Source organism: Streptomyces sp. SCPE 10 (genome assembly GCF_051980735.1).
In the GTDB taxonomy this organism is placed as follows: Bacteria; Actinomycetota; Actinomycetes; order Streptomycetales; family Streptomycetaceae; genus Streptomyces; species Streptomyces misionensis.
Genome location: NZ_CP197069.1, coordinates 5,790,410 through 5,815,029, shown reverse-complemented (window position 1 = coordinate 5,815,029; position 24,620 = coordinate 5,790,410). Strand labels below are relative to the sequence as shown.

The following is a 24,620-nucleotide window of genomic DNA, read 5'->3' as shown; positions in this document are numbered from 1 at the left end:
CCAATCGGCCGGAACCCGCCGTCCCGCATAGAAGCATCAGAGATCGGCCAGGCACTCTGGCGGCGGTAGCCCTGTACACGCGAGAGGACCAGCCCCCATGCGGATCGACACCAGCGGTGCCCTGCCGCGCGACGGCGAGCGAAGCCGGACGCCCGCCCTGACCATGACCGGCGTCACCAAGGTGTACGGGAAGGACGGCACCCAGGTCCGCGCGCTCGACGGTGTCTCGGTCGAGATCCCGCGGGGCTCCTTCACCGCGGTGATGGGCCCTTCCGGCTCGGGCAAGTCCACGTTCCTGCACTGCGCCGCGGGCCTGGACCGTCCGACGTCCGGCTCCGCCAGCGTGGGCGGGGTCGAGCTGACCCGGCTGGGCGAGACGGCCCTGACCAAGCTGCGCCGCAGGCGGGTCGGCTTCGTCTTCCAGTCCTTCAACCTGGTGCCGTCGCTGACCGTGCGCCAGAACATCGAACTGCCGCTGCGGCTGGCCGGTGAGCGGCTCGACGACGCCTGGCTGCGGGAGATCCTGGAGCGGGTCGGCCTCGCCGACCGGACCGGGCACCGGCCCGGCGAGCTGTCCGGCGGCCAGCAGCAGCGGGTCGCCATCGCCCGCGCGCTCGTCACCCGCCCGGACGTCATCTTCGGCGACGAGCCCACCGGCGCGCTGGACACCGTCACCGCCCGGGAGATCCTCGCCCTGCTGCGGGCGTGTGTGGACGAGGCGGGGCAGACCGTGGTGATGGTGACCCACGACCCGGGCGCCGCCTCCTACGCGGACCGCGTCCTCTTCCTCGCGGACGGGGCGCTCGCCGGTCACCTGGACGCGCCGACGGCGGAGAGCGTCGCCGAACGCATGACCCGTCTCGGTGCGTGGTCCTGACCTGGAACCGCTCCCACGGGCGGCGGGCGCGTCAGGCGAAATCGGAGTGATAGCGCGGCAATAGAGAAACTCCGTAGCCTTCGGTTGTTCCGGAAAGACGGCACGTGCCGCGGAACTCACCACCAACAAGGGGGAAGACAGGAATGCTTGACACCCGCAGAGTTGCAGCCACGTTCACGGCCGCGTTCGCCCTCGGCATCGTCCTCGCGGGCGGCGCCTCGGCCGCGCCGGCCCTGAACGGGCAGCGGGGGGCGGCGACGGGTGAGGTCCCGTGGACCCTGACGGCGACGGTCTCGGCCGGCGCCGGCACCGGGGCGGGAAGCGAAGAGCCGACGACGAACAGCGAGGTTCCCTGGACCTGATCCCGGGCCGGTAGGGCCGGCGACACTCGGGTGACCGAGGGCCGGCCCCATGGCGCTGCGCATGGGGCCGGCCCTCGTACCCGGCGGGCGCGCGGCCCGTTCAGCCGTCGGCGGCGGCCGCCAGTTCGCCCGGGGTCGGCGGGGTGGCGTCCGGCGCGGCCCGCAGCCGCCGTGCCAGCCCGAGCAGCCGCTCGGCGCGCTCCTGCCACCTGCCGGCGCCGAGTTCGGCGAACGCCTCGCGCGCGGCGGCCAGCAGTTCCTCCGCGTCCTCGCCCAGCAGCAGTCGGGCGCAGGCGAGGTCGGTCTTGGCGCGGGCCCACAGATAGCGGTCGTCGACGGCCTCGGCCGCCTCCAGGGCCTGCCGCAGCACGAGCAGCGACTCGTAGGGCGCGCCGCGCCGCCAGCGGGCCTCGCCGATGCCACGCAGCACATGGCCCGCACCGAGCCGGTCGTTGCCCGAGTCGATGAGCGCCAGCGCCTCGAAGCAGATCCGTTCGGCGGCCAGATGGTCGCCCTGGAGCATCAACGCCTCGGCGAGACGGTACGAGTTCTGCGCCTCGCCCCGGAGCGAGCCCGCCTCCCGGCTCTTGGCGATGGCCTCGGTGGACAGCGCCGCCCCCTCGGCCACGTTTCCGCTCTCCAGTTCGATCTGGGCGAGCAGTCCCAGGGCGTGGGATTCACCGGCGAGATCACCGGCCGTGCGAAACCCGTCGAGGGAGCGCCGGGTCAGCCGCCCCGCCTCGGCGAGGTCGCCGGAGAACCGCCGGCACAGCGCCAGGTTGCGCAGCGCCAGGGCCAGCCCGAGGGGCGCGTCCATGGACTCGAACAGCGGGAGCGAACGGTCCAGCCAGGACGCGGCCTCCTTGTACTCCCGCTGGTAGATCGCGAGCATGCCCATCGACCGCAGCATGGTCGCCTGCCCGAGGCGGTCCCCGGCGCGTTCCGCGGCGGCGAGGGAGGCGAGGGCGCAGGAGCGCCAGTCGTCCAGGTAGTTGCGCTCCTCGAAGAGGGTGGTGGCGTTGACGGTCAGCCCCCAGGCGGCGGCCGCCCGGTCGTCGGCCGCCGCCTGGGCGACGACGCCGACCAGCGCGGTGCGTTCCGACTCGAACCAGGCCAGGGGGTCCTTCACCAGGTGCTCCACCAGCTCGTTCGAGAGTGGTCGGCGCAGCGGGGCCTCGTACTCGAAGGGACGGTTGCCGCCGTACTCGCGCTGGTGAGCCGCGTCCGCGAGGTGCAGGTAGGCCGCGTAGACCCGTTGCAGGGCCGCTGCCCGGGCCTCGGCGCTCTCCTCGGCGCAGGCCCGCTCCCAGGCGAACACCCGCAGCAGGTCGGGGCACCGGTAGCGCACGCCCAGCGAGGCGTCGATGGAGGTGACCTCCAGCAGCTGGGCGTCGAGCAGTTCCTCCATGAGGATCTCGGCCCGGTCGCCGTCGGAGCCCAGCAGCGAGGCGGCGACCCAGCCGGCGAAGGTGGGCATCGCCAGCAGGCCGACGAACCGGTAGAGCCTGCGGGCCCCCGGGGACAGTTCGCGGTAGCTGAGCCGGAAGCCCGCCCGTACGCCGTGGTCGCCGAGGCTGAGTTCGTCGAGCCGGCGCCGCTGGTCGCGCAGTCGCCGCACCAGGTCGGGCACGGACCAGTAACCCTTGGCGGCCAGCCGGGCCCCGGCGATGCGCAGCGCCAGCGGCAGCCGGTCGCACAGGCCCGCGAGGTCGGCGGTCTCGTCCGGGTGGGCCGCGATCCGTTCCGGGCCGGCGATCTCCGCGAGCAGGGACACCGCCTCCTCCAGCGGCATCACCTGGAGCGGCACCTGGATCACCGCGTAGTCGCCGAGCAGGTCGGTCATCGGGTGCCGGCTGGTGATCAGCACGCAGCAGCGGCCGTTGCCGGGCAGCAGCGGGCGGACCTGCTCGGCGTCCCGGACGTTGTCCAGGATGATCAGCACCCGCCGGCCGCCCAGCAGGCTGCGGTAGAGCGCCGCCCGTTCGCCCGTGTCGGCCGGTATCTGCGCCGTCTGCACGCCGAGCCCGCGCAGGAACTGGTCCAGGACGGCGCTGGCGGAGACCGGCTCCTCCTCGTGGTAGCCGCGCAGATCGACATAGAACTGCCCGTCGGGGAAGTGCCCGACGACCTGGTTGGCCCAGTGCACGGCGAGCGCGGTCTTACCCACGCCGCTCACCCCGCTGATCACCCCCACGGTGAGCGGGCTGTGGCCGAGCCGCTCGTCCAGCATCCCGTCGAGCCGGCGGAGCACATCGGTGCGGCCGGTGAACGAGGCGGGCTGGACCGGCAGTTGGCTGGGCTTCCCGGTCTGCGGGGCGGGCGCCGGGTTGATCGCCGGGAGGGTCAGCGTCGGGGAGTCCTGGAGGACGAGGTTGTGCAGGGCCTGCAGGGCGGGGCCCGGTTCGATGCCCAGCTCCCGCACCATCAGGTCGCGGCCCTCGCGGAAGACGGCCAGCGCGTCGGCCCGGCGGCCGGCCCGGTAGTGGGCCAGCACCAGATGGGCCCGCGCCTGCTCGCGCAGCGGGTGCTCACGGACGTGCGCGGTCAGCTCCGGTATGAGCGTGCGGTGCCGCCCCAGCTTCAACTGGAGTTCGGCGTAGTCCTCGTAGGCGCCGATGCGTTCCGAGGCGAGCCGTTCCGCCTCCTCCGCCAGCCGTTCCCCGTCCAGTCCGTCGAAGGCGGGGCCGCGCCAGAGCGCGAGGGCGTCGTTGATCAGGTCGCAGGCCGCCCCGATCTGTCCGGCGCGGGCCTGGTCGCGGGCCTGCCGCACACGCTCCTCGAAGTCGGGGGCGTCGATGTAGTGGCCGTGGCTGTTGAGGAGGTACCCCGGATGGGCGGTGGAGATCAGGTCGGTGCAGCCGGCCTGCTCGCTGAAGAGCTTGCGCAGTCCCGCGACGCAGATGGCGATCTGGTTGCGGGCCGTGGCGGGGGCGCCCCTCGGCCAGACCGCGTCGATGAGGGAGTCCACCGAGACGACGCGGTTCCTGGCCACCAGCAACGCGGCCAGGACGGTTCTCTGTCTGCGGCCTCCGACATGGACGGCCACGCCCCCGTCCGTGTGCACCGCCAACGGGCCCAGGACCCGAAACGTCAACGACTGCATTCGACCGCTCCCCCGTGCTACCGAACCACACTTGCTCGAAACATCATTGTGATCATTACCGATCGGTAACCCAATGGTCGGAGGTCCGGCCCCCACCATGGCCTTACCTCTGGTCCGGACGCCACGGGGTTGCGGCACACGAGCGGCGGCCGGCGTACGAGGTGACCCGGTGCGGACGGCCCTCCGCCCTTGCACCCTTCCGTACACCAGCATGCGCCTGCGCCCCGGCAGAGCACAGCAATTGGCGCGAGTCGGAACGGAGTACCCGCCACCGCCGGCAAGGTATACGGCACGGCCGCCGGTTCGGAGGCGGACCGGCCGGGGGCGGCGCGGGCGGGGGCGGACCGGCCGAGGGCGGACCGGCCGGGGGCGGGCGAGGGCCGTGGCGCGCACGGGTGCGCCGCCGGCACCGACCCGGGTGCGGCGCGGGCGGGTTGTCAGCTGACGCCGAGGAAGCGCAGCACCGCGAGCACCCGGCGGTGGTCGGCGTCGGCCCTGGGCAGGTCGAGCTTGGCCAGGATGCTGTTGATGTGCTTGCCCACCGCGCTCTCGCTCACCACGAGCCGCTCCGCGATACCCGCGTTGGAGCGGCCCTGCGCCATGAGTTCGAGCACCTCCCGCTCACGGGCGGTGAGGCGGTCCAGCGGATCGCTGTGCCGCCTCACCAGCAGCTGGGAGACCACCTGGGGGTCGAGCGCCGTACCACCGGCCGCGACCCGGCGCAGCGCCTCGACGAACTCGTCGACGTCCGCGACGCGTTGCTTGAGCAGATAGCCGACGCCGGAGATGTTCCCGGACAGCAGATCGGCGGCGTACCGCTCCTCGACGTACTGGGACAGGAGCAGGATCGCCATGCCGGGCCAGCGCTGACGGATCAGCAGGGAGGCGCGGACGCCCTCGTCGGTGAAGCCCGGCGGCATGCGCACGTCGGAGAGGACGAGGTCGGGTTCGTGCTGTTCGACCGCGGTCAGCAGACCCTCGGCGTCCGCGGCTTCGGCGACGACCTCGAAGCCCGCGATCTCCAGGACCTTGACCAGTCCGATCCGCAACAGAACGGAATCCTCGGCAATCACCGCGCGCAAGGAAGCTCCACACTCACCAACGTCGGCCCTCCGACAGGGCTGTTCACGGAGAGGGTACCGTCGATCGACGCGACGCGTTTGGCGAGTCCCGCGAGTCCCGAGCCGGCCGCGCTGTCGGCGCCGCCCACGCCGTCGTCCGAGACGCAGATCAGGATCGTGTCGCCGATGCGCTCCACCGAGACCTCCGCCTGCGCGGCGTGGGCGTGCTTGACCACGTTGGCCAGGGCCTCGGACACCACGAAGTACGCGACCGCCTCGACCGCCGGGGACGGCCGCTGCGGCAGGTCGACCTCGACCCGTACGGGCAGCGGCGCCCGTTCCGCGATGCCCGACAGCGCCGCGTCCAGGCCCCGGTCGTCGAGTACGGCCGGATGCAGGCCGCGTACCAGGTTGTTGAGCTCCTCGATCGCCTCCTTGGCCTCGCGGTGCGCCTCGTCGATCACCTTCCGGGCGTGCTCCGGCAGATCGGGCAGGGTCGCCTTGGCGAGACCGAGGTTGACCGCCATGGAGACCAGCCGCTGCTGGGCGCCGTCGTGCAGGTCCCGCTCGATGCGCCGGCGCTCGGCGTCGGCCGCGTCCACCACACCGGCCCGGCTCTCGCTGACCTCCGCGACCCGGCGGGCCAGCTGGTCGGCGCGGCTGGGGCCGAGGCAGGCGCTCGCCGCCCGCGTGTCCAGCCGTACCAGGGCCTTGGACAGCGGCGCGGCCACGCAGAGGCCCACCACACCGAGGACGGTGAGGAGCACCCGCTGCCCGATCCCGCCGGTCAGCGGGAACCAGCTCTGCGGTCCGACGCCCAGCCGCCACAGCAGGACGGTCACGGCGGCCGCGGAGGCGGCCCACAGCGCGAGGGTGAGCAGGCCGGCCACGGCGATCAGCGGGGCGGCGATCAGGTGGTATCCGACCTGGCGCCACGAGGACCAGGACTGCAGCCAGCGCAGCACCCGTTCCTTGTAGGTGTCGCCGCCGGTCTTCGGGGGCGGCGGGATCTCCAGGTCCAGGCAGGCGTGCAGCCGGGCCCGCTGGATGGGGGTGAGCACGGGAGTGGCGGCCACCACCCCGACGGGGCCGCCCGCGAAGACGAGCAGCAGCAGCGTGGCCACCTGCACGACGGCGCCGAGCGCCAGGCAAGCGGTGGCCGGGCCGGCCCCCTTGAGGGGACGCAGCCAGGAGGGAGAGGCGGTGGAGACACGCATGCGGACACGGTAGGTCCCCGGCCGACAGCGGAGCCATGCCACAGGGTTCCGGGTTGGGGTGTAGCTGGCCTCACCCCCAAGACGGTGCGCCCTTGTACTGATCCGGACCCGGCCCCGCTGCCATGCTCGACCTTGTCAGATCGACCCGACGGCCGCACAAGGAGTGCCCGACGATGACTGTCCTCGATCCCCGCTCCGGCGTGGGGGTACCGGGATGTGCCCCGCGCATCCGGTACTCGGCGGACGGCGGCGCTCCCCGGACCCCTTCGAGGAGCGCACCGGTGGAAGCCCCCGTATTCCACCAGCCCTTCGCCAGGCATCGCGCGCTGGGCTACGGCCTGGTCGCCTGCGGAGCGGCGCTCCTTCCGTGGCTGTGCCTGTTGGCGTCGGGCCTGCTGCCGACGAAGTTGTCCGCGGTCTGGGTCGGTCTGGACCTGTTGGAGGCCGGTGCGCTCATCGGCACCGGCCTGTTGACGGCACGCCGGGACCCCCGGGGCGTGCTGGCCGCCGCGGCCACCGCGCCGCTGCTGTTCACCGACGCGTGGTTCGACGTCATGACGGCACGTCACGGCGGCGAACTCGCGCTGGCGCTGGGCACGGCCGTGACCGCGGAGCTGCCGCTGGCGGTCTGCTGCGCGCTCCTGGCGGTCCGTGGCTTCCGGAAGAGGAGGTGATGCCCTTAGCCACCAGACCGGTTTTTTCTCGGAGCGCCCACCCCGGCCAACTGACCTGGATCCCCCGTCAGACATTGCACCGGCCGGGGTGGGCGCGTTGGAATGCCCCCGCACAGTCACCGCGACGTCCGCCACGGCGTCGCTTACGCCGCGCCGTCTCCCACAGCCGCGAGCCGGTCCCCGGTGTCCGCCGTGGCCAGCGGGATCGGGGTGAACATGGGCGGCTCCTCGTCCGGCGTGAGCGCCGTGGGACCGTACAGCCAGTCCACGAACGAGTAGTCGTGGGTGTCGTGGGCGCGCAGCAGCACATTGCGCTGTTCGCGGGCGACGCCGTCGAGGTGCCACAGCTCCCCCCAGGCGCGGGAGGTGGTCACCACCCGGCGGCAGTGTTCCGGGCGGACGGCCTCGTAGGCGGCGAGCGCCGCGTCCCAGTCGGTTTCCCGTCCTCGGCGCGGTGACGGGCGACGTGCTCGCCCAGCACCCAGCCGTCCTCGACGGCCATGATGGCGCCCTGCGCGATGTACTGGAGCGGCGGGTGCGCGGAGTCGCCGAGCAGCGCGATCCGGCCGTGCACCCGGTTCATGACCGGGTCGCGGTCGAACATCCGCCACCACTTGTCGCGCCACATGAACGGCAGGCCGTCCCGCACGAAGTCGCAGGTCCCGGCGAAGGCGGCGTCGAGTTCGTCCGGCGTGCCCCAGTCCTCCCGGCCGGCCGACGCCTTGGGCGACTCGAAGACGGCGACCTGGTTGCGCAGTTCTCCCCCGCGCAGACCGGAGTGGACGAAGTGGCTCGATGCTCGGCGTGCGCTACCCCCCCCCACCGCCTCCAGCACCTGGTCAACACGCTGGAGGCCGCGGCCCACGCGCTGGAGCAGGACCTGGCGGGGCAGGACTGAACGGCCCCGGGGCGTTGTCCGGGGCCGGGTGCGGGCAGGGCGCGCGGTCGCCCCGCACCGCGCGGGAGAGGCCGGGCCGGACGGCCGCCGTCACTCGAAGGCGAAGCTGAAGACCGAGCGGACCCGCTCGGCGATCTCGTGGAGGCCGGCGACGCTGTCGGCGGTGATCATGGCCTCGGCGAAGAAGTTCTCCCGGTCCATGGTCACCACGCGGAAGTTGTCGAACAGGTAGCCGTCCACCACCCCGGGGATCCGCTTCAGCTCCTCGACGGAGGTGGCCCTCGTCAGGGTGCCGACGCGGTCGGCCTCGAAGGGGAGCATGGCCAGCAGTTCGGTACCGCCTGGGGCCGCCTCGGCCAGGGCGCCGTCCAGGCGCTCGCCGAGCGCCATGCGCACCGACATGTCGATGGGGTCGACGCCGCAGACCCGCTGCGTGGCCGCCCGGTACATACGGCCGCCGGGGCGCGGGTTGATCTCGACCAGCTCGCAGGTGCCGTCCGCGCGCACCCGCCCTTCGACATGGAGCCAGCTGCCGCCCAGGCCGAGGGAGGCGTACAGCGCGCCGACCCTCTCGGACAGCTCGCCCACGGCCCGGCGCACATGCGCGGAGGGCGGCGGCGAGACGAGCAGTCCCGCGTCGTGGTGGCGGAGGTTGTCGTGCTCCGTCTTCTCGACCTCGAAGAGCGGGTGGAACCGGCCGTCCAGCACCGGGCCGTCGACCGAGAACTCGACGCCGTCGATGTACTCCTCCACGATGACGTCCGTGTCCGCGCCCACGGAGTCGGCCAACTCCTTCAGCCGGGACCGGAGTTCCGCGGCGTTCCCGGCACGGCGGACGAGCCGGGAACCACCCGAGTCCTGGTCCGGCTTGACGATGACGGGGTAGGAGGTGACCGCGTCGACGTCGAGGGCGGCCGCGGTTCCGGCGACGAACGGCAGCGCGGACAGGCCCCGTTCCGTCATGGCCGCCCGCACCCGGGCCTTGCTCAGCAGGATCTCCCGGCCGTCCTCCCCGCCGACCAGCCCGTAGTGCCGCGCCGTGCGCACCTGCCAGGAGATCAGCGACTCGACGAAGTTGACGACGGCGGTCGGCACCACACCCGCCGCCTCGACCGCCGCCACCAGCTCTTCGAGGCTCGCCTTCGCCCAGTCGACGACGACATGGGCCGCGCAGTGGTCGCGGTTGACGTCCTCGGGTTCGTCGGAGACCAGGATCGGTCGGCGCCCCATGTCCGACAGCATGCGCGAGACGAGGCGCACCCCGCCCTCGAAGCGCTTGGAGTAGATCAGGACATCTCGCTCAGCAGTCACGTCGTTCTCGCTTCCGGGTCCAAGGCGGTGGGATGAGGAGGTGCGGCCGGGCGCGCCGCCGGTCAGGAGGCGGAGGTCTGTTCGCCGGCCTCGTCCGCGGACCCCGGCGGCACACCCAGCGCCTGGGCCTGTTCGAGGGTGGTGGCGGAGCGCAGCGGCGAGAACATCAGCCAGAAGGAGACGCACAGGTAGGAGACCCCGACGAGCCAGATGGCCCGGCCGGGTCCCAGGGCGTCCGCGAGGGCCCCGCCGGCGAAGGCGCCGAGCGGCAGCGTCCCGAGGGCCACCAGCCGGTAGCTGGCCGTGACCGCGCCCAACTGGTTCTCCGGCGGGATGGTCTGACGCAGGCTCACCGCGAAGACGTTGAAGAGCGCCACCCCGAAGCCGTTCACCACGAAGGCGAGGGCGAGGAGGGTCACCAGCGCGAGGGCGCCGAGGTCGAACACGGACACGAAGGGGACGAGGAGCAGGCCCACGGCGGCCAGCACCACTCCACCGGTGAGCGCCCGGCCCACGGTGATCCGGGCGCCGATGCGCGCGGCCACCAGCGAGCCGACCAGCGCGCCGACGCTGCCGATGCCGATGGCCACACCGACGGCGGTGCCGCCGAGGCCCAGCTCGCGGACGGCGAAGACCAGGAAGACGGTGAGGAAGCACTGCTCGTGCAGGTTGGACAGACCCGCCTGGGTGCAGAGATCACGCAGGGTGCGCAGGGACCAGGTGTAGCGCAGCCCCGATCCGATGGTGCGCAGCGCCGACTGCTGCGGCACGCCGGGGGCCTGGACGCCGCGGAGCAGCGAGCCGCTGAGGGCGGCGCCCAGGAAGAGGGCGGCGGTGACGGCGAAGGTGGGCGACAGTCCCGCCCTGCCCACCAGGAAGCCCGCCGCCGAGGGGCCGGCGAGCTGGCTGATGGAGTAGGTGGCCTGGTGCAGTCCGTTGGCCGAGGAGATGGAGTCCAGGGGGACGATCTTGGGGAGGGTGGACTGGTAGGCGACCTCGTAGAAGACGGTGGCGGTGCCGATGACCGCGGCGGCCACGACGACATGGGTGGCCGTCAGCCCCGCGGTGGCCTGCGCGAGACCGAGGAAGCCGAGCGCGGCGCCCCGGACCACGCTGGTGATCACCAGTGTGCGGCGGGGCGGGTGGCGGTCGACGACCATCCCGGCGACCAGCGACAGCAGGACGACCGGGACGAACTGCACGGCCGAGATGAGGCCCACCTCGGTGCCGCTGGAGTGCAGGGCGGTCACCGCGACCAGCGGCAACAGGAAGTTGGTCAGCTGGGCCCCGAAATGGGCGGCCGACTCCCCTGTCCATACGTTCCGGAAATCCCTGTTCTTCTTGAGGAGAACCCGGATTTCCTCGTCTAGGATCGCCATCTCGTCCTTCGATCGCACCAATTGGGGAATGAACCTAGCACACGCCTCATCCATACGCTAGGGTGCGTTCCGGACCGACGATCCGCCGGGTACCAAGAGAGACGAGGACACGGTGTCGGAATATTCGGTGTTGACAGAACAGGAATTAAGCCTGCTGCCGTCGGACGAGGATGTCCGGCGCTACGAGGAAACCGGCTGGTATCTTTCGCAGAAGCTGCTCAGCGATGCGGAGACCGAGCTGCTGACCCAGGCCAGCGAACGCTTCTACGCTGGTCACGAGGACCGCAAGCTGCCGAGTCGACCCGACCGGCTGGCCGACTGGTCCCCCGCCGACGGCGAGGTCCAGCGCAACAGCGACTATATTCACTACCGCGACGAAACCATTGCCGGAATTCTCCGTAAACCCATCGTCGCCGCCGTGGCGGCGCGATTGGCGAGAACATCGGAGATACGTACGTTCCAGGCCACTCTCATTTACAAGCCGGCGGTCCCCGAAGAAACGTCGAACATTGTCTCCTGGCATTTCGACAAATACTTCTGGCCCACCTGCTCGTCCGACAACATGCTGACCGCGTTCATCCCTTTCCATGACTGCACGGAGGAGGCGGGCACCATCACGATGGTGCCGGGGAGCCACCGGTGGAAGCGGCGCCACGGCGCCGAGCGACCGGTCGGCGACCCCGCCGACGTGGCCCGCGACTACCTGCTGGAAGGGGACGCGGAACGCAACGGCGCCACCATCGAGCGGGTCCCCGTGCACATCCCGCGGGGCCACATGACCTTCCACCACTGCCTCCTGTACCACGGCAGCGGCCCCAACCGCAGTCCTCACCCCCGTCGCGCGATCTCGTTCCACCTCCAGGACGGCGCCAACACCTACCGGCACTACCGCAACTCCGACGGCCGCCAGCAGCCCTACAAGCACGACACGCTGGTGCGCCGGACCCCGTCGGGGGAGCCGGACTACGCCGACCCGGAGTTCTGCCCCACCCTCTGGCCCGCCCAGGGGTGAGGGCTCCCGCTCCGGGGCCCGCACGGGGTGCCGCGCCGGCCGGCCGGCACCCCTCGGCGACCGCCGTGCGGGTCAGAGCGGGGTGACCCGGCTCAGCTCCCACTCCGCCTCGTCCATCCCGCCGCCCGCCTCGGCCCGCACCGAGTCGGCCAGTGCCTGGTCGGCGGCGGTGTCACGGGTCAGGCCGGCGCCCCGGACCAGCGGCAGCGGCAGCACCGCCGCCCAGACCGGGTGGAGCCGCGCCCCGCGCCTGACCTTGGCCTGCACGGCGGACAGGCCCAGGTGGAGGGTGGTCAGCCCGTGCCGCTCCATGTGGCGCAGCGGGCCGTAGTAGACGGCGTTGAAGTACTCGTACGCGTCCCGGGTGCGGGTGTAGTCGAAGCCGGCCACCCGGGCGTAGAGCATCTCCCGCCAGGCGAAGGAGACGTGCCCCCCGACCAGCCCGCCTTCCTCGTCGACGACGCGGAAGACCGTGCTGAGGCCGTCGAGGTGCTCGGCCTGGACCTTGAGGAACGTCAGGATCTCCGTCAGGTCCAGGGAGGCGTCGTACCGGTCCATGGTCTGGCCGATCAGCGGCGCCAGTTCGTCCACGCACTCCGACAGCGGCGCCGTCTCCAGCCGCAGCCCGGCCTGTTCGAACTTGCGCACCTCGTAGTCGCGCTTGCGGACGTTGCGCCCGAGCAGCCGCCGGTACGACTCGAAGGTGCCTCCCTCGTTGTGCACCACGGCCTCGGCGCTGCGCAGCTGGGCCCGGACCGGGAACAGACCGGCGAGCAGCCGTAGGCTGTCGGTGGTGAGGAAGTCGAAGAGGAGGGCGTCGCGGCCGAGGCGGGCGGCGTGCTCCGCCAGGCCCTCGACCAACTCGGCCAACGCCTGCCGCCGTTCGTCCCGCGTCCCGGCGAGCAGGAACTCGTTGTGGTACCCGGTGCGCGTGCCGACGCGCAGCACCTCGCGGTCGGCGGCGACCGGCGGGAGGGGCGGGGCGTTCTCCGCGGGGAAGTCGTAGGACGGGGTGGCGGCGAGCAGCGCGCCGCCCGACGACACCACGGTGTAGGTGGCCGTGGCGTAGTCGGGGCGCTCCTGCCCGGCGAGCCAGCCGTGGCTCTGGTAGAAGCAGGAGGCGGGCACCAGGGCGTCCCAGGTGCCGCGTTCGATGTCGCCGATCGTCGGCAGGTGCCTTGTCTCGGTCACGGCCGGGGCCTCCTTACGCACCATCCGGTCCCCGGGGTGGTGCACGTGTTCACAGCTGCCACTCCTTCGTGTCGAGCCCGCCGACCACGTGCCGCGCGTACGCGGCCCCGAACGCCTCGGTCTCCTCGCGGTTGCGTTCCCGCACGGCGTCGGGATCGGCGCCGAGGGGCTGGTCCACGCCGACGAGCACCGTGTACAGCGGGACCGGCTGGGCGCCCCGGGTCAGCTTGGCCTCGAAGGTGCCGAGTCCCAGGTGGATGGCGCGGGTGGTGCGCCCCGTCCCCTGGGCGATGGGGTGGTAGAAGACCAGGTTGAAGTAGTCCGCCTTGTTGGCGTAGCCGTAGTCGAAGCCGGCCACGCGGGCGTAGAGCATGTCCTGGTGGCGGTAGCGCAGGGCGAAGCCGACGGGGCTGTCCTCCTCCTCGGCCAGCAGCAGTGTGCTGCGGTCGCCCAGGTACCGGCCCTGCCGGCCGTAGACCTCCGCGGCCCGGGCGATCCCGTAGTCGTGACCGTGCTTGCGCATCAGCGCGCTGTTGAGCGGGGCGATGCGGTCGACCACCTCGGGCAGCGCCACCTCGCGCACGGTGCGCCCGCTGTCGCGGAAGGTCCGCACCTCGCGCCGGGCGCGCGGGCGCCGCTTTGCGGGGAGCCAGGCGTAGTAGTCGTCCAGGTCGTCCCAGAGCCCGATCGGGAGCACCGTCTCCACGTCGTGGAAGAGCAGGACGGCCCCCGCGTGTTCATGGGCGCGGGCGATGTCGAGCGCGTCCTCGCGCGGCAGGTAGTAGTAGGCGAGCACGGACGCCTCGGCCTGCTTGGCGAAGTTCAGGGCCTCGGTGGTCAGGGCCTCGACGGCCGCCGTCCGCTGCTCGGGCCCGGCGTCCGGGCGGTGGACGACCTGGCCCCGGAACTCGGACCAGCCCGCCCCGATCGCCAGCGGCCGCGAGGCGACGGCGGCGTGGCGCTCCTCGTCGACGAGCCCGGCCAGCAGGTCGGCGGGCGTGTACAACGCGTGCGGGGGCCGGGTGAAGGTGTACGCCTCAAGGCCGGCCGCGACGGTGCCGTCGGCGTCGTGGGCCATGATGTGACGGGCCTGCGCACCCTGCGGGAGTTCTTCCTCCCGCACCCCCTGGAAGCCCGCGGTCGAGTAGATGGTGGACCCGGACGCGAGAGAGTCCCAGTCGGCGCCGGGCAACGCTCCGACTGTGTTGTAGGTGCGGACATCCATGGGTAACTCCCGACGTTGACAAGCGGATTGTTCCATCGGCCTTGACTGGATCACCGGGCGATCCGGCCGACGAGGTCCCGCACGTCACCGCCGCGGAACCGGATGAGACGCACGTCGGACCCCGACAGGCGTACGAACAGGTCGTGGTTGGCGCGCCGCTGTTCCGCCCGCACCTTGAGGGCGTACCAGAGGATCGAGCGGGGGCCGACCACGGTCCAGAAGGTCTCCCGGGTGCCGCCGTACAGCTTCTCCCGGCGTATCCAGCGGCGCAGGGTGCGGCGCAGCAACCGGGGCCAGGCGAGGTACAGCGGCGGGTCGACCCAGATCACGCAGTCGGCGGTGTGCGCGTAGGCCGCGACGGCGGCGGGGAACTGCCCGTCGACCACCCAGCGTTCGGCCTCCAGCGCCTTTCCGACCTCGGCGAGGAACGTGTCCTGTGGCACCGGCGTCCAGCCCGGCCCCCAGAACAGGGTGTCCAGGCTGACCGGGGGCGCGTCGGGCTCCGTCAGCAGTCCCGCGAGGGTCGACTTCCCGCAGCCCGGCCCGCCGACTATCCATACTTTCCCCGCCGGCGGATTGCCCGGAGGGTTCACTTCACTCACAGCAGGTTCCTCTCCACCCACATGGCCACCCCGTCCTCGTCGTGGCCGGCCGTCAGTTCCGTCGCCGAAGACCGTACGACAGAAACGGCGTTGGCCACCGCCACCGCCGTCGCGGCCGAGCGCAGCAGGCTCAGGTCGTTGGGCGCGTCACCGAAGGCGACGACGGTGCTCCAGTCGAGACCGCGGCGGTCCAGGAGCCACGAGACGGCGGACCGCTTGTCGGCCCCGGGCGCCGACACCTCGACGAGCCCGGCGTCCGACGAGGTCCAGCACAGACCGGCGGGGTCGAGCAGGGAGGGCGGGGGCGGGTCGGGGCACAGGGCCATCAGGCAGAGGACGTCCTCGTCGTCCGGCACCTCCTCGACCCGGGGCGCGCCGGCGCCGCCGCTGCTGAGGACGTCCGGCCAGTCGGGACCGAGCAGCCGTCCGGAGGGGCGGTCCACCGCCCAGGGCACCGGCCCGAGGAGCGCGAGCGCCTCGCGCACCCGGGCCGGTGCCATGGCGCGGACCCGCCGCGGCCGGGGGTCGTCCAGCTCGCCGGTGACGGCGCCGTTCGAGGAGACCAGGGAGGCGCCCAGGCCGCGCAGCGGCAGCAGCACCCGCCGGGCGGACCAGGCGGGCCGGGCGGTGGCGAGGACCAGGTGCACGCCGCCCGCCACGGCGGCGCCGAGCGCCCGGCGGGTGCGTTCGCCGACCTTTCCGTCCGCGTTCAGCAGTGTGCCGTCCAGGTCCGAGACGACGACCGCCGGGCGGGCGCCCCCGGGAAGGTGGGGGCGCCCGCCGGTCGGTGCGGTGTCCGTGGAGGTCACGGGGTCGATTCGGGGGTGGTGGGCAGCGGCATGCGGTGCACGATGGCGGCGGCGTACCGGTGGTAGTGCCACTCCTCGTAACCGAGGTGGCTCTCGCCGCGGATGCCGAGGTCGGCGTTCTCGAAGAGCTGCCAGCCGGGGCGGTCGACGATGCGGTCCATCTCCTCGCGGGGCGGGTAGTAACCGCAGGTGCGTTCCTCGTCGTTGAGCCCGATCAGGTACTCGCCGAAGAAGATGCCGCGCGGGGCCACCATGTCCATCGCGTGGTGGATGAGCGCTTCCAGGGTGTGGGCCCGGTTGGGCGGCATCGACCACAGGCCGCTGCCCAGCACCAGCTGGAACTCGCCCGAGGCCGGGAGGGTCATGTAGTCCTGCTCCACGATGGTGCAGTCCTCGGCGAGGCCCTCGGCCGCCAGCCGCTCCCGGAGGCCGACGACCTCGTGGTGGCCGTCGACGAGGTCGAACTCGCCCCCGTTCAGGAAGAGCGCGTCGGTCTCCACGGCGACGACCTTCCAGCCGGCGCGGAGCAGGGGAAGGGCGAACTTGCCGTCCGAGGCGCCGAGCACACAGGCGGTCGGGCGCACCCGGCGGACGTACTCGCCCATCGGGATGTAGCGGGCGAGGGCGGGGAAGTACGAGTAGTACGGGCCCCAGTAGCTCTTCTCGTCGACGTCCAGCACGTGGTCCTTCACGCCATTCCTTCCGCTGGTGGGCGTCATGCGCCTATGGGGGCCGCCGACTCGGCGGCGCTGTTGCGGGTGCTGCCCCATCGCTTGGCCGAGGCCTCGTGGATGAACCAGATGTCGTCCTCGTCCAGGAGCCGGGAGACCACCTCGGGGTACGCCTCCTCGAAGTACGTGTAGGGCGGCCGGTTGTCCTTGCGCGAGTGGTAGTCGAGCCGGTCCTGCCCGTGTGCCGCGGTGATCGCGGTGCCGGGGTGGTAGGTGAGGATGTTCGGGCTGGCCATGACGAGCAGTCCGTCGTCGATGAGGCGGCCGATCTCCTCGATCGTCTCCTCGATGGTCTGCCGGTTCTCGCCGTCGAGCCCGAAGAGGACCGAGCTGCCGACCCGGATCCCGTGGTCCCTGATGGTGGTCAGGGCTTCCCGCACCTTGCTCACCCAGGCTTCGGGGTTGCGGCGCAGCAGGTTCTTGCCGACGTTGCGCATGACCTGCTGGGCCATGCTCTCGATGCCGATGTAGACGTAGGTGCAGCCGTTCTCCCTCATGAGGTCGAGGGCCTCGTGCACCTCCTTCGCCTTGGCGCGGTTGAGGACGACGTCCACGGTGAGCTGCGCGCCCCACTCGAACGACCGGACCTCCGGCCGGCGGGCCCGCAGGCGCGCCAGTTCGTGGCAGAAGTCCGTGATCGCCTTCCAGTTGCCGCCCCAGAAGACGGGGTCGTCGAAGAAGGCCGCCTCCGTGCCCCAGTCGACCAGTTGCTCGATCCGCCGGGCGACGTGCTCGGTCTCGGACACCGCGAACCGGGTGGGCCGCTGCGACACCTGGATGCTCTCGGAGCAGAAGGTGCACTTGAAGGGGCAGGCGTCCAGCGTCATCACATGGGCGGTGCGGCTGCCCAGGGGGGAGCTGCCCGCGCGGGTGAAGATCCCGAACCGGGCCCGTACGGAGAACGCCTCGTACGGCGAGGGGAGTTGGGCCGCGCCGAGGCGCTCCCCCTGCACGGGGACGAGCACGGCTTCCTCCGCCGTGAGGCCGACGATGCTGCCGAGGCCCTTGGTCCCCCCGTCATGGGCGGCGACGAGGTCGAGCGCGTCGAGGACCTCCTCGACGGGGGTGGGGCCGAACCCGGGGGTGGCCACCAGCGCGACCGCTCGTAACAACAGGTCGAGGAGGGGTGATCCGTCGCCCGCCACCACGAAGTCGACCACAGGCCGGGCGCGGCCGTCGCGGATGACCTCGACCGTGCTGCTCCAGGACAGGTCGGCCGTGCGGGTGGCGTGCCGGTAGCGGACGGTCTCGTCGGCGTGCCTGCCGCCGAGGATCACCAGGCAGCCCGGTGCGTGCTCCTTGGCCAGTTCGGCCATCTCCAGCGCGTAGCGGTGGCCGGCCGACACCGAGCTGAGCAGCAGCACCTTGGGCCGCAGCGCCCGCAGTTCGGTGATGAACGCCGCGCGGGCGACATCGTCCCAGATGCGCGGGTCGAAGACGTGGCCGTCGGTGGTGCGGCTGTCCGCCACGAGCACGGAACGCGGTCCGTCTTCGGCGCGGCGGTAGGCGTCGTCGGGGTAGCGGCCCCAGTCGGCGGCGACGTCGTCCAGCGACGGCTGCGCGGGGAGCCCTCGCACCAGGCGGGCGACGGACCGTTCGATGGTGAGGGAGAGGGCCGAGTACAGGCACATGGGGTCGCCGGGGTAGGCGACCTCCCCGCCACGGCTGGTGGCGACGGGGGCCAGGGCGGCCATGATCGGAAACAGGTAGGGGTCCCGGCCCGGGCGGGTGGCGGTGTCGCCGGCCCGCTCGAAGAGGTCGCGCCGGCGGGCGAGGCGGTCTGCCAGCTCCTGCCGGGCGCCGGAGTCGGGACATCGCGGTTCCAGGGGTGGACGAACCGTCAGTATCACGTGGGGTCCCTGCGCTTCCGGGGCGATCAGATCGCCGAGATCAGCTCGGCGACGGCGGGCTCGGCGGCCCGGCTGGTCACCAGGGAGGTGGTGTCGCCGAGCTTGCGGTAGGCGTGGGTGGCCAGACAGGCGCGCGCCACGTCCGCGAAGTCGGTGACGGCCGGAGTCGCGGCGATCTTGTCGATCGTGGCGGTGTCCTTCGCCTGGGCGGCCTGGCGGAGCCGGGATTCGAGGTCGACGAGTTCCCGCGCCGCCTCGCGGGCGCCCTCCGGAGTGGTGGGGAAGGCCGGCAGGGCGGCCGGGAGCGCCGGGTCGTCCACGATCTTCCGGGCGAGCGCGGTCTCGTTGTCGTAGAAGTGGAACGTGCCGGCCTGGTGGATGTACCGGCCTGCGGGCACACCGAGCAGACCGGCGGCGTACTGCTGCATGCCCATGAAGAGGAAGGCGTCGTAGGGCAGCACGGTCAGCGCCTGCTGGGCGCGCATCACGGTGAGCCAGACGAGGGCCCCGTCCCTCAGGAAGAGGTGCACGCCGACGGCGCACGGGTACTCCCGCGACTTGCGGAAGTTGTCCTGCGGCTCCAGGACCAGGGCGAAGGCCCGGCGGTGGGCGGGGTCGCGCTCGATACGGCCGACGACCTCCTCCAGCTGGTTCCCGTTGGCCGTGATCAGCCGGTGGCCGAAGGCGCCGCTGAGGGTGTGCTGGTCGTCCGAGTACTCGTGGGCGCCCCGGCGGTAGTACGCGGGTGTCTCCACGTCGTTGCGGCCGTCGAGCGACCAGGCGAGGAGGCCGAAACAGTACGAGAGGTTCACCGGCAGGTGCGGGGTGACCGCGAGGCAGGAGGTGGGGTTCTCGACGGTGCTGCGGTGGGCGATGAGTTCGCGGTAGGGGCGGTCGTTGCGGCCGAAGTCGGATGCCTTCGAGAGCGGGTCGCGGACGGAGGGGATGTCACTTCCCTCGTCGAGGACCATCTGGAGACCGGAGGTATAGGCATCAGCAAAAGAACGGAAAACATCCATGCCGCGTTCCCCTTAATTTTGAGAGTTGCCCGAGGGATGGGATGGGCGAAAAGTTCACTTCGCGTCAACTCGGACAAACCATCGTGGCTTGTTGGCCAGCTGCCCAAGTGATCCCACACCAGCCACCCAGCCATTGTCAACCAACCCCTGAAATACGCTAGTTACAGTCGCGATCACCCGAGAGACCCATGAATCAGGAAAGTCACTGGCGCCGTTGACACCCATTGGAGAGGCCCTGCTAGTGTGCGCGCTTGAATTTCCAGTAATCACCTCGCTTCCGTTGGAATGAGGTCAAAGAATGGCTGGTTTCAATCGCTCGGCTCCCCCCTGGCTGAACGAGCGATGGCGTATAGGGTGGGGCACCGGCGTGGTGCTCGTGACCTACGCGGGGCTCATCGCCGTCCACCCCACCTCGACGCACGGCGTGGGTGGCCCGATCGCGCTGCTGGCCCTGGTGGGATATACGCTCGGCGCCCTTCTGATCGTCTCCGGCGCCGTGGCCCGGCTGCCTCCCACCACCGTGGCCCTGTTACCCGTGGCCATCACGGTGAACATCGTGATGGGCAAGATCGTCTACTTCAGCGGACTGCCCCTGCAGCTCGACTCCATAGGGACCGTGCTGGTGGGAGTGGTGGCGGGGCCGGCCGCCGGGGCCGCGACCGGGGCGCTCGCCAGTGTCATCGTGGGCATGACGATCACTCCCGGCGCCCTGCCCTACGCGGTGACGGCGGCCATGATCGGCTTCACCGCGGGTGTGCTGGCACGCGCGGGACTGTTCCGGCGGCTGCCCACCGCTGTGCTCGCCGGTGGCCTGATCGGTGTGGTCGCGGGCGTCATCTCCGCCCCCATCACCGCCTTCGTCTTCGGCAACGCCAGCGGATCGGTGGGCCAGTCCGCGCTGATCGCGACCTTCCAGGCGTTCGGCAACGGCATGCTCAAGGCCGCCACACTGCAAGGGCTGGTGGCGGACCCGCTCGACAAGGCGCTGACGGTGGTGCTCGCGATGGCCATTCTCAAGGGCCTGCCACCGGGATTCCTGCACCGCTTCCCGTTCGTCCGGGACCGGCACATCCTGGCACCCCGGTCCGACCTGGTGAGGGCCGGGTGAACACCGTGCGGGACACCACACCCGCGACCGGCACCTCCGGCATTCACCGGCTCAATCCCCTGACGAAACTCGCCTTCGCCGTCACCGTCACCGTCTGTGCTTTCGCCGTGGTGGATTACTGGTGGCCCCTGCTGCTCTTCGGCGCCCTGCTCCTGCCGGCCGCGATCGGCGCGGGAGTGTTACGACGTTTCCTGCTCCTGCTCGCCACGTTCTGGGTTCCGGTTGCCGTGGTCCTGTTCCTGGTCCAGGGATTTTTCCTCCCCGATGCCCATGACGTGATTGCCCAACTCGGCCCGCTGAAACTCAAGAGCGAGGGCGTCTCCTTCGCCTTTCTGACGGCACTGCACATCCTGGTGCTGATGAGCGGGTTCTTTCTGCTGCTCCTCACCACCCACGCCGGGGCCTTCATGAGCGCCTTGAGTGAACGCAAGGTGTCGCCGAGCCTCATCTACATCGCGTCGGCGGCGCTGCAGATCGTGCCGGCGCTCAGCCGCCGCGCCACGCGCATCCTCCATGCCCAGCAGGCACGCGGCCAGGTGATCCACGGCCTGCGCGGCCGGGCGCGGGCGCTGATACCGCTGATGGGCCCGCTGATCCTCGGCGCCTTCACCGACGTGGGCGAACGCGCCGCCGCCATGGAGACCCGGGGGTTCGGCGCCACCCGCCACCCCACGAGCCTCACCACGGTCCCGGACAGCGGGGCGCAACGATGCCTGCGCGCCGTCATGATGCTGTGCGCCGTGGCCGCGGTCACTGTGAACGTGTGGGGAGTCATGCGTTGATCGAAGTCAAGGGTTTCTCCTTCACCTATCCCACCGGCTCCCGGCCGGCCCTGTGCGACATCGGGTTCGAGGTCGGTCCCCGCGAACTGTGCGCGGTGGTGGGCGGCAGCGGCGCGGGCAAGAGCACCCTGGCCGGCGTGGTGAGCGGCACGGTTCCCCATCTCACCGGAGGCACGGCGCAGGGGGCGGTCCAGGTCAACGGCCGGGACCTGGCCGACACTCCGTTGTCGGGGCTCGTGGGCGAGGTCGGGCTCGTCATGCAGAATCCGTTCAACCAGATCTCCGGCGCCCGCTTCTCGGTACGCGAGGAGATCGCCTTCGGCCTGGAGAACCTCGGCGTCCCACGGGACGAGATGGTGGCCCGGATCGACCCCGTCCTGCACGACCTCGGGCTCGCCGGGGTGGCCGACCGGTCGCCGTACGAGCTGTCGGGCGGGCAGCAGCAACTGCTGGCCATCGGCTCGATCCTGGTCATGCGGCCCACCGTCATGGTGCTCGACGAACCGACTTCGCAACTGGACGCGGCCGGGAACGCGTTGGTCTTCGAGGCGCTCGACACCCTCAAGGAGAAGGGCGTCACCGTCCTGCTGATCGAACACCGGATGGAGCGACTGGCCCGCGCGGCCGACCGCGTCCTCGTACTCGACCGCGGGTCGATCGTGGCGAACGGCACGCCCGAGGAGGTACTGGCGGACGAGCGGCTGGAGCAGTGGGGCGTCGCACCGCTGCGCTACACGATGGCCGCGCGCCGTGCGGCGGACCGGGGCCTCTGGCCGGCCCGCAGACCGCTGCCGGTGACGCTCGACGCCGCCGCCGCGGGATTCGGCGAGACGGCGGGCCACCCCGACCGAGGAGACCGGCGATGATCATACGGATCGATTCCCTGACGTTCCGCTACCCCAACGGCACCACGGCCCTGGACGGGGTGTCCTTCTCCGTCGGGGCCGGTGAACGGGTGGCGATCGTCGGTGCCAACGGCGCCGGCAAGAGCACCCTCGCCCGCCACCTCGTCGGCATCGAACGGCCGGCCTCCGGAACCATCGAGATCGACGGGCGGCGGGCCGACGGCCTCCCCATCGCCGAACTCGCCCGCACCGTCGGGTTCGTCTTCCAGAACCCGGACGACCAGCTCCACGCGGCGAGCGTCGTCAAGGAGGTCGGTTTCGGCCCGCGCAACCTCGGCTTCCCGCCGGCCCGCCGGGCGGAACTGGTCGAGTCCGCCCTGCGCAGGACGGGTCTGACGCAGTGGCGCGACACCCACCCCCACCACCTGTCGCTGGGCGAGCGCAAACGGGTCGCCCTCGCCTCGGTCCTGGCCATGGACACCCGGGTCGTCGTCCTGGACGAGCCGACGACCGGCCAGGACCACGCCTCGGTCGTCCTGCTGGGCAACCTGGTCGACGACTTGGCCGCGGACGGCCGGACCGTCCTCGCCATCACCCATGACATGGACTTCTGCGTGGAGCACTTCGACCGCGTCCTCGTCCTGGACCACGGCCGCATCGCCTGGGACGGCCCGATCACCGGCTGGCTGGCCCACGTCGCCGCCTCCGACGACCAGGCCCTCGAACTCCCGCAACTGGCACGACTCGGCCGCCGACTGGGCTGGGAGGGCCCGGTGACCACCGTGACGGACTTCCTGGAACGCCTCACCCCGGAGTCGGGCCCCGCGCCGGTGACGTCCATCGTTCCCTGACCCGGCGCCCCGGCTCAGCGGCCTTGGACGGGGGACGTCGGCCGGGGGCCGGACCGACTGCTCCGTGGGACAACGTCTAGAAACCCATGGGCCACGGGTGCGGTACGGCACCGGGATCGCCGGACCGTCCGCCGGGGGCGGACGGTTCGATCTCCCCCGCGAAGACGATGACCTGGTCGATGAGGCTCCGCCGTAGATGGACGACGTCCGTTCCCGCCAGACGGGGGCCTCCGTCCGGCGTGGTGAAGACCCACTGGTACCGGGCCCATTCGTCAGGCATGTCCACCGCCGAGCAGCGCACCATCGTGCCGGTCCCCGCCGGGTGGCGCCGGATGTCCAGCACGAACCGCTCGACCGCCGCGATTCCCTCGACGCGGCCCAACGGCCCCCAGAAGACCACGTCCGAGGTCAGGGCCTGGGAGAGCAGGGCGGTCACATAGCTGTCGTCCGAGGCGTTGAACGCGGAGACGAACGTGTCGATCGCGGAGCGTGCAATCTCTTCCTGCATGCCCCAGTAATACCAGCCGCTTCGCGTGCGCTCGCCCCGCCGACGGCGACGGGAGTGGCGGGCACCCCGTGCACCCGCACTTTCCGGGCGCGATACGGCCGCCCCGCCGACGGCTGGGAGGTTCTCCCCACAGGACGGTAAACCGTCGACCACTCGCGCACGGAGATCCACGCACTCGTCGAGCAGACCACGGTCACTCGCAAGACCTGGCGCGTCCTGCGCTAGGCCTCGGTCCACGGAGGCCGGCTACCGCGAGTCCCTCCAGTCAGGGTCGCGCGGCTGCCGGGTCGCGTCCGTGGAAGCGACGGCCCCGAACGGTGATCGTTCCCTGCAACTCGGCCGCGGGCAGGCCGAGTCGGGCTGGCAGGATCGGCGCATGGTTTCTTCGACGACAACCTCTTCCTGGGTGCGTATCGAGACGTGGCTCGCCCAGCTCGCACCGAGAACCTTCGCCGCTCTCGCACCACCCGCGGACCGCTCGGCGATCGCCGCGGCCGAGCAGGCCATCGGACAGCCTTTCCCCGAGTCGCTGACCGAGAGCCTGCTGCGGCATGACGGCACGGGCCACCGGGGGCTGCTGCCGCCGTTCTGGTCGCTGTTGGACACCGCAGGCATCGTCGATGCGTGGGAGACCTGCACGAGGATCAACGCGGACGTGTTCGGGGACGAGGAGGAGGGGGAGCCGGACGGTGAAGACGGTCCCTGGTGGCACCCCCTGTGGTGTCCCATCGCCGCCGACGGTGCCGCCAACCACCTTGTCATCGACCAGCGGCAGCACCGCCGGACGGGGAGGATCGGCAACGCCGATCACGAGACGGGGTGTTCGTTCGAGCCGCAGCCCATGTGGACGTCGTTCCCGGCTCTGCTGGAAGCGACGGCCACCGCCCTGGAGACCGCGGACGTTCTGGACGGTTGCCTCCCCGTCGTCAAGCAAGCCGAACTGCACTGGGAAGTCCTCTGAACGACATTCGGCGCTGGAGGAAGACGGCCGCCTGGAGGAGGGCGGCCGGTGGAAGGTCGTCCACCTCCAGGCCATCGCCAACCCCAGCAAGTTCGGTCCGGACCCGCTCGGCTGGCGGGATGGTGACCCGCTGCCGCATCCGAAGATCCCCACCAGGAACCGGCGGGCGCTGCTGGCCTGGTGGAACGACGTCAAGGGCACGTCGACGGTGCGGGACTGGCACGCCCTGTCGTAGGGCGACCCG

At 71.6% G+C, this 24,620-nt stretch carries 22 protein-coding genes and 1 pseudogene; 9 read left to right on the top strand and 14 right to left on the bottom strand.

Translation table 11 applies throughout. The features are described from left to right. The first annotated feature begins 163 nt into the window (after nucleotides 1–163). Complete coding sequence (locus ACSP97_RS26870) at nucleotides 164–877, top strand: ABC transporter ATP-binding protein (protein ID WP_355149461.1); 714 nt, start codon at nucleotides 164–166, stop codon at nucleotides 875–877. 143 nt (nucleotides 878–1,020) lie between these two features. Beyond that, entirely contained in the window at nucleotides 1,021–1,239 is a 219-nt protein-coding gene (locus ACSP97_RS26865) for a hypothetical protein (RefSeq protein ID WP_355149428.1), read from the top strand. A 100-nt stretch (nucleotides 1,240–1,339) separates the two neighbouring features. On the opposite strand, the gene ACSP97_RS26860 is transcribed toward ACSP97_RS26865, so the two are convergent. From ACSP97_RS26860 to ACSP97_RS26850, 3 genes are all read right to left on the bottom strand, one after another. Beyond that, the gene (locus ACSP97_RS26860; protein ID WP_440554616.1) at nucleotides 1,340–4,342 is read right to left on the bottom strand and encodes a BTAD domain-containing putative transcriptional regulator; all 3,003 of its coding nucleotides are present in this window, start codon (nucleotides 4,340–4,342) and stop codon (nucleotides 1,340–1,342) included. 437 nt (nucleotides 4,343–4,779) lie between these two features. After that, nucleotides 4,780–5,424 (bottom strand): response regulator transcription factor, encoded by a 645-nt coding sequence (locus ACSP97_RS26855; RefSeq protein ID WP_355149424.1) that lies wholly within the window; start codon nucleotides 5,422–5,424, stop codon nucleotides 4,780–4,782. Then, nucleotides 5,412–6,620 carry a sensor histidine kinase gene (locus ACSP97_RS26850; protein ID WP_355524026.1) on the bottom strand — a complete coding sequence of 403 codons (1,209 nt, stop codon included), beginning with the start codon at nucleotides 6,618–6,620 and terminating at the stop codon, nucleotides 5,412–5,414. Before ACSP97_RS26850 ends, ACSP97_RS26855 begins: the two co-directional genes overlap by 13 nt. A 281-nt stretch (nucleotides 6,621–6,901) precedes the next feature. Between ACSP97_RS26850 and ACSP97_RS26845 the strand changes: the two genes are divergently transcribed. Then, nucleotides 6,902–7,294, top strand: coding sequence for a hypothetical protein (locus ACSP97_RS26845; RefSeq protein WP_355149420.1), 393 nt, complete (start codon nucleotides 6,902–6,904; stop codon nucleotides 7,292–7,294). 143 nt (nucleotides 7,295–7,437) lie between these two features. Here the strand turns inward: ACSP97_RS26845 and ACSP97_RS26840 are convergent. The 3 genes and pseudogenes from ACSP97_RS26840 to ACSP97_RS26830 form a co-directional block, all read right to left on the bottom strand. Continuing rightward, nucleotides 7,438–8,084, bottom strand: a pseudogene (locus ACSP97_RS26840) (3-hydroxybenzoate 6-hydroxylase); the annotation flags it as partial. 198 nt (nucleotides 8,085–8,282) lie between these two features. Next, on the bottom strand, nucleotides 8,283–9,503 hold the full coding sequence (locus ACSP97_RS26835; RefSeq protein ID WP_440554614.1) for an ATP-grasp domain-containing protein: 1,221 nt from the start codon (nucleotides 9,501–9,503) through the stop codon (nucleotides 8,283–8,285). A gap of 62 nt (nucleotides 9,504–9,565) precedes the next feature. Continuing rightward, a complete protein-coding gene (locus ACSP97_RS26830; protein WP_440554612.1) occupies nucleotides 9,566–10,882 on the bottom strand; it encodes an MFS transporter in 1,317 nt (438 codons plus the stop codon). 112 nt (nucleotides 10,883–10,994) lie between these two features. Between ACSP97_RS26830 and ACSP97_RS26825 the strand changes: the two genes are divergently transcribed. Beyond that, nucleotides 10,995–11,894 carry a phytanoyl-CoA dioxygenase family protein gene (locus ACSP97_RS26825; RefSeq protein ID WP_358304185.1) on the top strand — a complete coding sequence of 300 codons (900 nt, stop codon included), beginning with the start codon at nucleotides 10,995–10,997 and terminating at the stop codon, nucleotides 11,892–11,894. A 72-nt stretch (nucleotides 11,895–11,966) separates the two neighbouring features. On the opposite strand, the gene ACSP97_RS26820 is transcribed toward ACSP97_RS26825, so the two are convergent. Genes ACSP97_RS26820 through ACSP97_RS26790 form a run of 7 tightly spaced genes read right to left on the bottom strand, consistent with a single transcriptional unit; the run spans nucleotide 11,967 to nucleotide 19,321 of the window. Then, nucleotides 11,967–13,085 carry a hypothetical protein gene (locus tag ACSP97_RS26820; RefSeq protein WP_435642878.1) on the bottom strand — a complete coding sequence of 373 codons (1,119 nt, stop codon included), beginning with the start codon at nucleotides 13,083–13,085 and terminating at the stop codon, nucleotides 11,967–11,969. A 49-nt stretch (nucleotides 13,086–13,134) separates the two neighbouring features. Beyond that, nucleotides 13,135–14,310 carry a peptidogalycan biosysnthesis protein gene (locus tag ACSP97_RS26815; protein WP_358304189.1) on the bottom strand — a complete coding sequence of 392 codons (1,176 nt, stop codon included), beginning with the start codon at nucleotides 14,308–14,310 and terminating at the stop codon, nucleotides 13,135–13,137. Between the two features lie 50 nt (nucleotides 14,311–14,360). Continuing rightward, the gene (locus ACSP97_RS26810) at nucleotides 14,361–14,912 is read right to left on the bottom strand and encodes a hypothetical protein (protein ID WP_355524044.1); all 552 of its coding nucleotides are present in this window, start codon (nucleotides 14,910–14,912) and stop codon (nucleotides 14,361–14,363) included. Then, nucleotides 14,909–15,721, bottom strand: coding sequence for an HAD family hydrolase (locus tag ACSP97_RS26805; RefSeq protein ID WP_382070476.1), 813 nt, complete (start codon nucleotides 15,719–15,721; stop codon nucleotides 14,909–14,911). Before ACSP97_RS26805 ends, ACSP97_RS26810 begins: the two co-directional genes overlap by 4 nt. Next, nucleotides 15,718–16,413: a hypothetical protein gene (locus ACSP97_RS26800; RefSeq protein WP_355328499.1), complete on the bottom strand. Its 696-nt coding sequence runs from the start codon at nucleotides 16,411–16,413 to the stop codon at nucleotides 15,718–15,720. The genes ACSP97_RS26805 and ACSP97_RS26800 overlap by 4 nt, the downstream gene beginning before the upstream one ends. A gap of 23 nt (nucleotides 16,414–16,436) precedes the next feature. Further along, nucleotides 16,437–18,302, bottom strand: a complete 1,866-nt coding sequence (locus ACSP97_RS26795) for a B12-binding domain-containing radical SAM protein (protein WP_355524050.1) — start codon at nucleotides 18,300–18,302, stop codon at nucleotides 16,437–16,439. Between the two features lie 26 nt (nucleotides 18,303–18,328). After that, the gene (locus tag ACSP97_RS26790; RefSeq protein WP_358677552.1) at nucleotides 18,329–19,321 is read right to left on the bottom strand and encodes a thymidylate synthase; all 993 of its coding nucleotides are present in this window, start codon (nucleotides 19,319–19,321) and stop codon (nucleotides 18,329–18,331) included. 367 nt (nucleotides 19,322–19,688) lie between these two features. Here ACSP97_RS26790 and ACSP97_RS26785 point away from each other — a divergent pair, with 367 nt between their 5' ends. Genes ACSP97_RS26785 through ACSP97_RS26770 form a run of 4 tightly spaced genes read left to right on the top strand, consistent with a single transcriptional unit; the run spans nucleotide 19,689 to nucleotide 22,907 of the window. Continuing rightward, a complete protein-coding gene (locus ACSP97_RS26785; RefSeq protein ID WP_355149397.1) occupies nucleotides 19,689–20,429 on the top strand; it encodes a hypothetical protein in 741 nt (246 codons plus the stop codon). Continuing rightward, the gene (locus tag ACSP97_RS26780; RefSeq protein ID WP_440554607.1) at nucleotides 20,426–21,211 is read left to right on the top strand and encodes an energy-coupling factor transporter transmembrane component T family protein; all 786 of its coding nucleotides are present in this window, start codon (nucleotides 20,426–20,428) and stop codon (nucleotides 21,209–21,211) included. Before ACSP97_RS26785 ends, ACSP97_RS26780 begins: the two co-directional genes overlap by 4 nt. Continuing rightward, a complete protein-coding gene (locus ACSP97_RS26775; RefSeq protein ID WP_382070486.1) occupies nucleotides 21,208–22,077 on the top strand; it encodes an energy-coupling factor ABC transporter ATP-binding protein in 870 nt (289 codons plus the stop codon). The genes ACSP97_RS26780 and ACSP97_RS26775 overlap by 4 nt, the downstream gene beginning before the upstream one ends. Further along, the gene (locus tag ACSP97_RS26770) at nucleotides 22,074–22,907 is read left to right on the top strand and encodes an energy-coupling factor ABC transporter ATP-binding protein (protein ID WP_355524062.1); all 834 of its coding nucleotides are present in this window, start codon (nucleotides 22,074–22,076) and stop codon (nucleotides 22,905–22,907) included. The genes ACSP97_RS26775 and ACSP97_RS26770 overlap by 4 nt, the downstream gene beginning before the upstream one ends. A 76-nt stretch (nucleotides 22,908–22,983) precedes the next feature. On the opposite strand, the gene ACSP97_RS26765 is transcribed toward ACSP97_RS26770, so the two are convergent. Continuing rightward, nucleotides 22,984–23,415 carry a nuclear transport factor 2 family protein gene (locus ACSP97_RS26765; protein WP_355149389.1) on the bottom strand — a complete coding sequence of 144 codons (432 nt, stop codon included), beginning with the start codon at nucleotides 23,413–23,415 and terminating at the stop codon, nucleotides 22,984–22,986. A gap of 406 nt (nucleotides 23,416–23,821) precedes the next feature. Between ACSP97_RS26765 and ACSP97_RS26760 the strand changes: the two genes are divergently transcribed. Then, nucleotides 23,822–24,376: an SMI1/KNR4 family protein gene (locus ACSP97_RS26760; RefSeq protein ID WP_440554604.1), complete on the top strand. Its 555-nt coding sequence runs from the start codon at nucleotides 23,822–23,824 to the stop codon at nucleotides 24,374–24,376. Nucleotides 24,377–24,620: the final 244 nt, after the last annotated feature.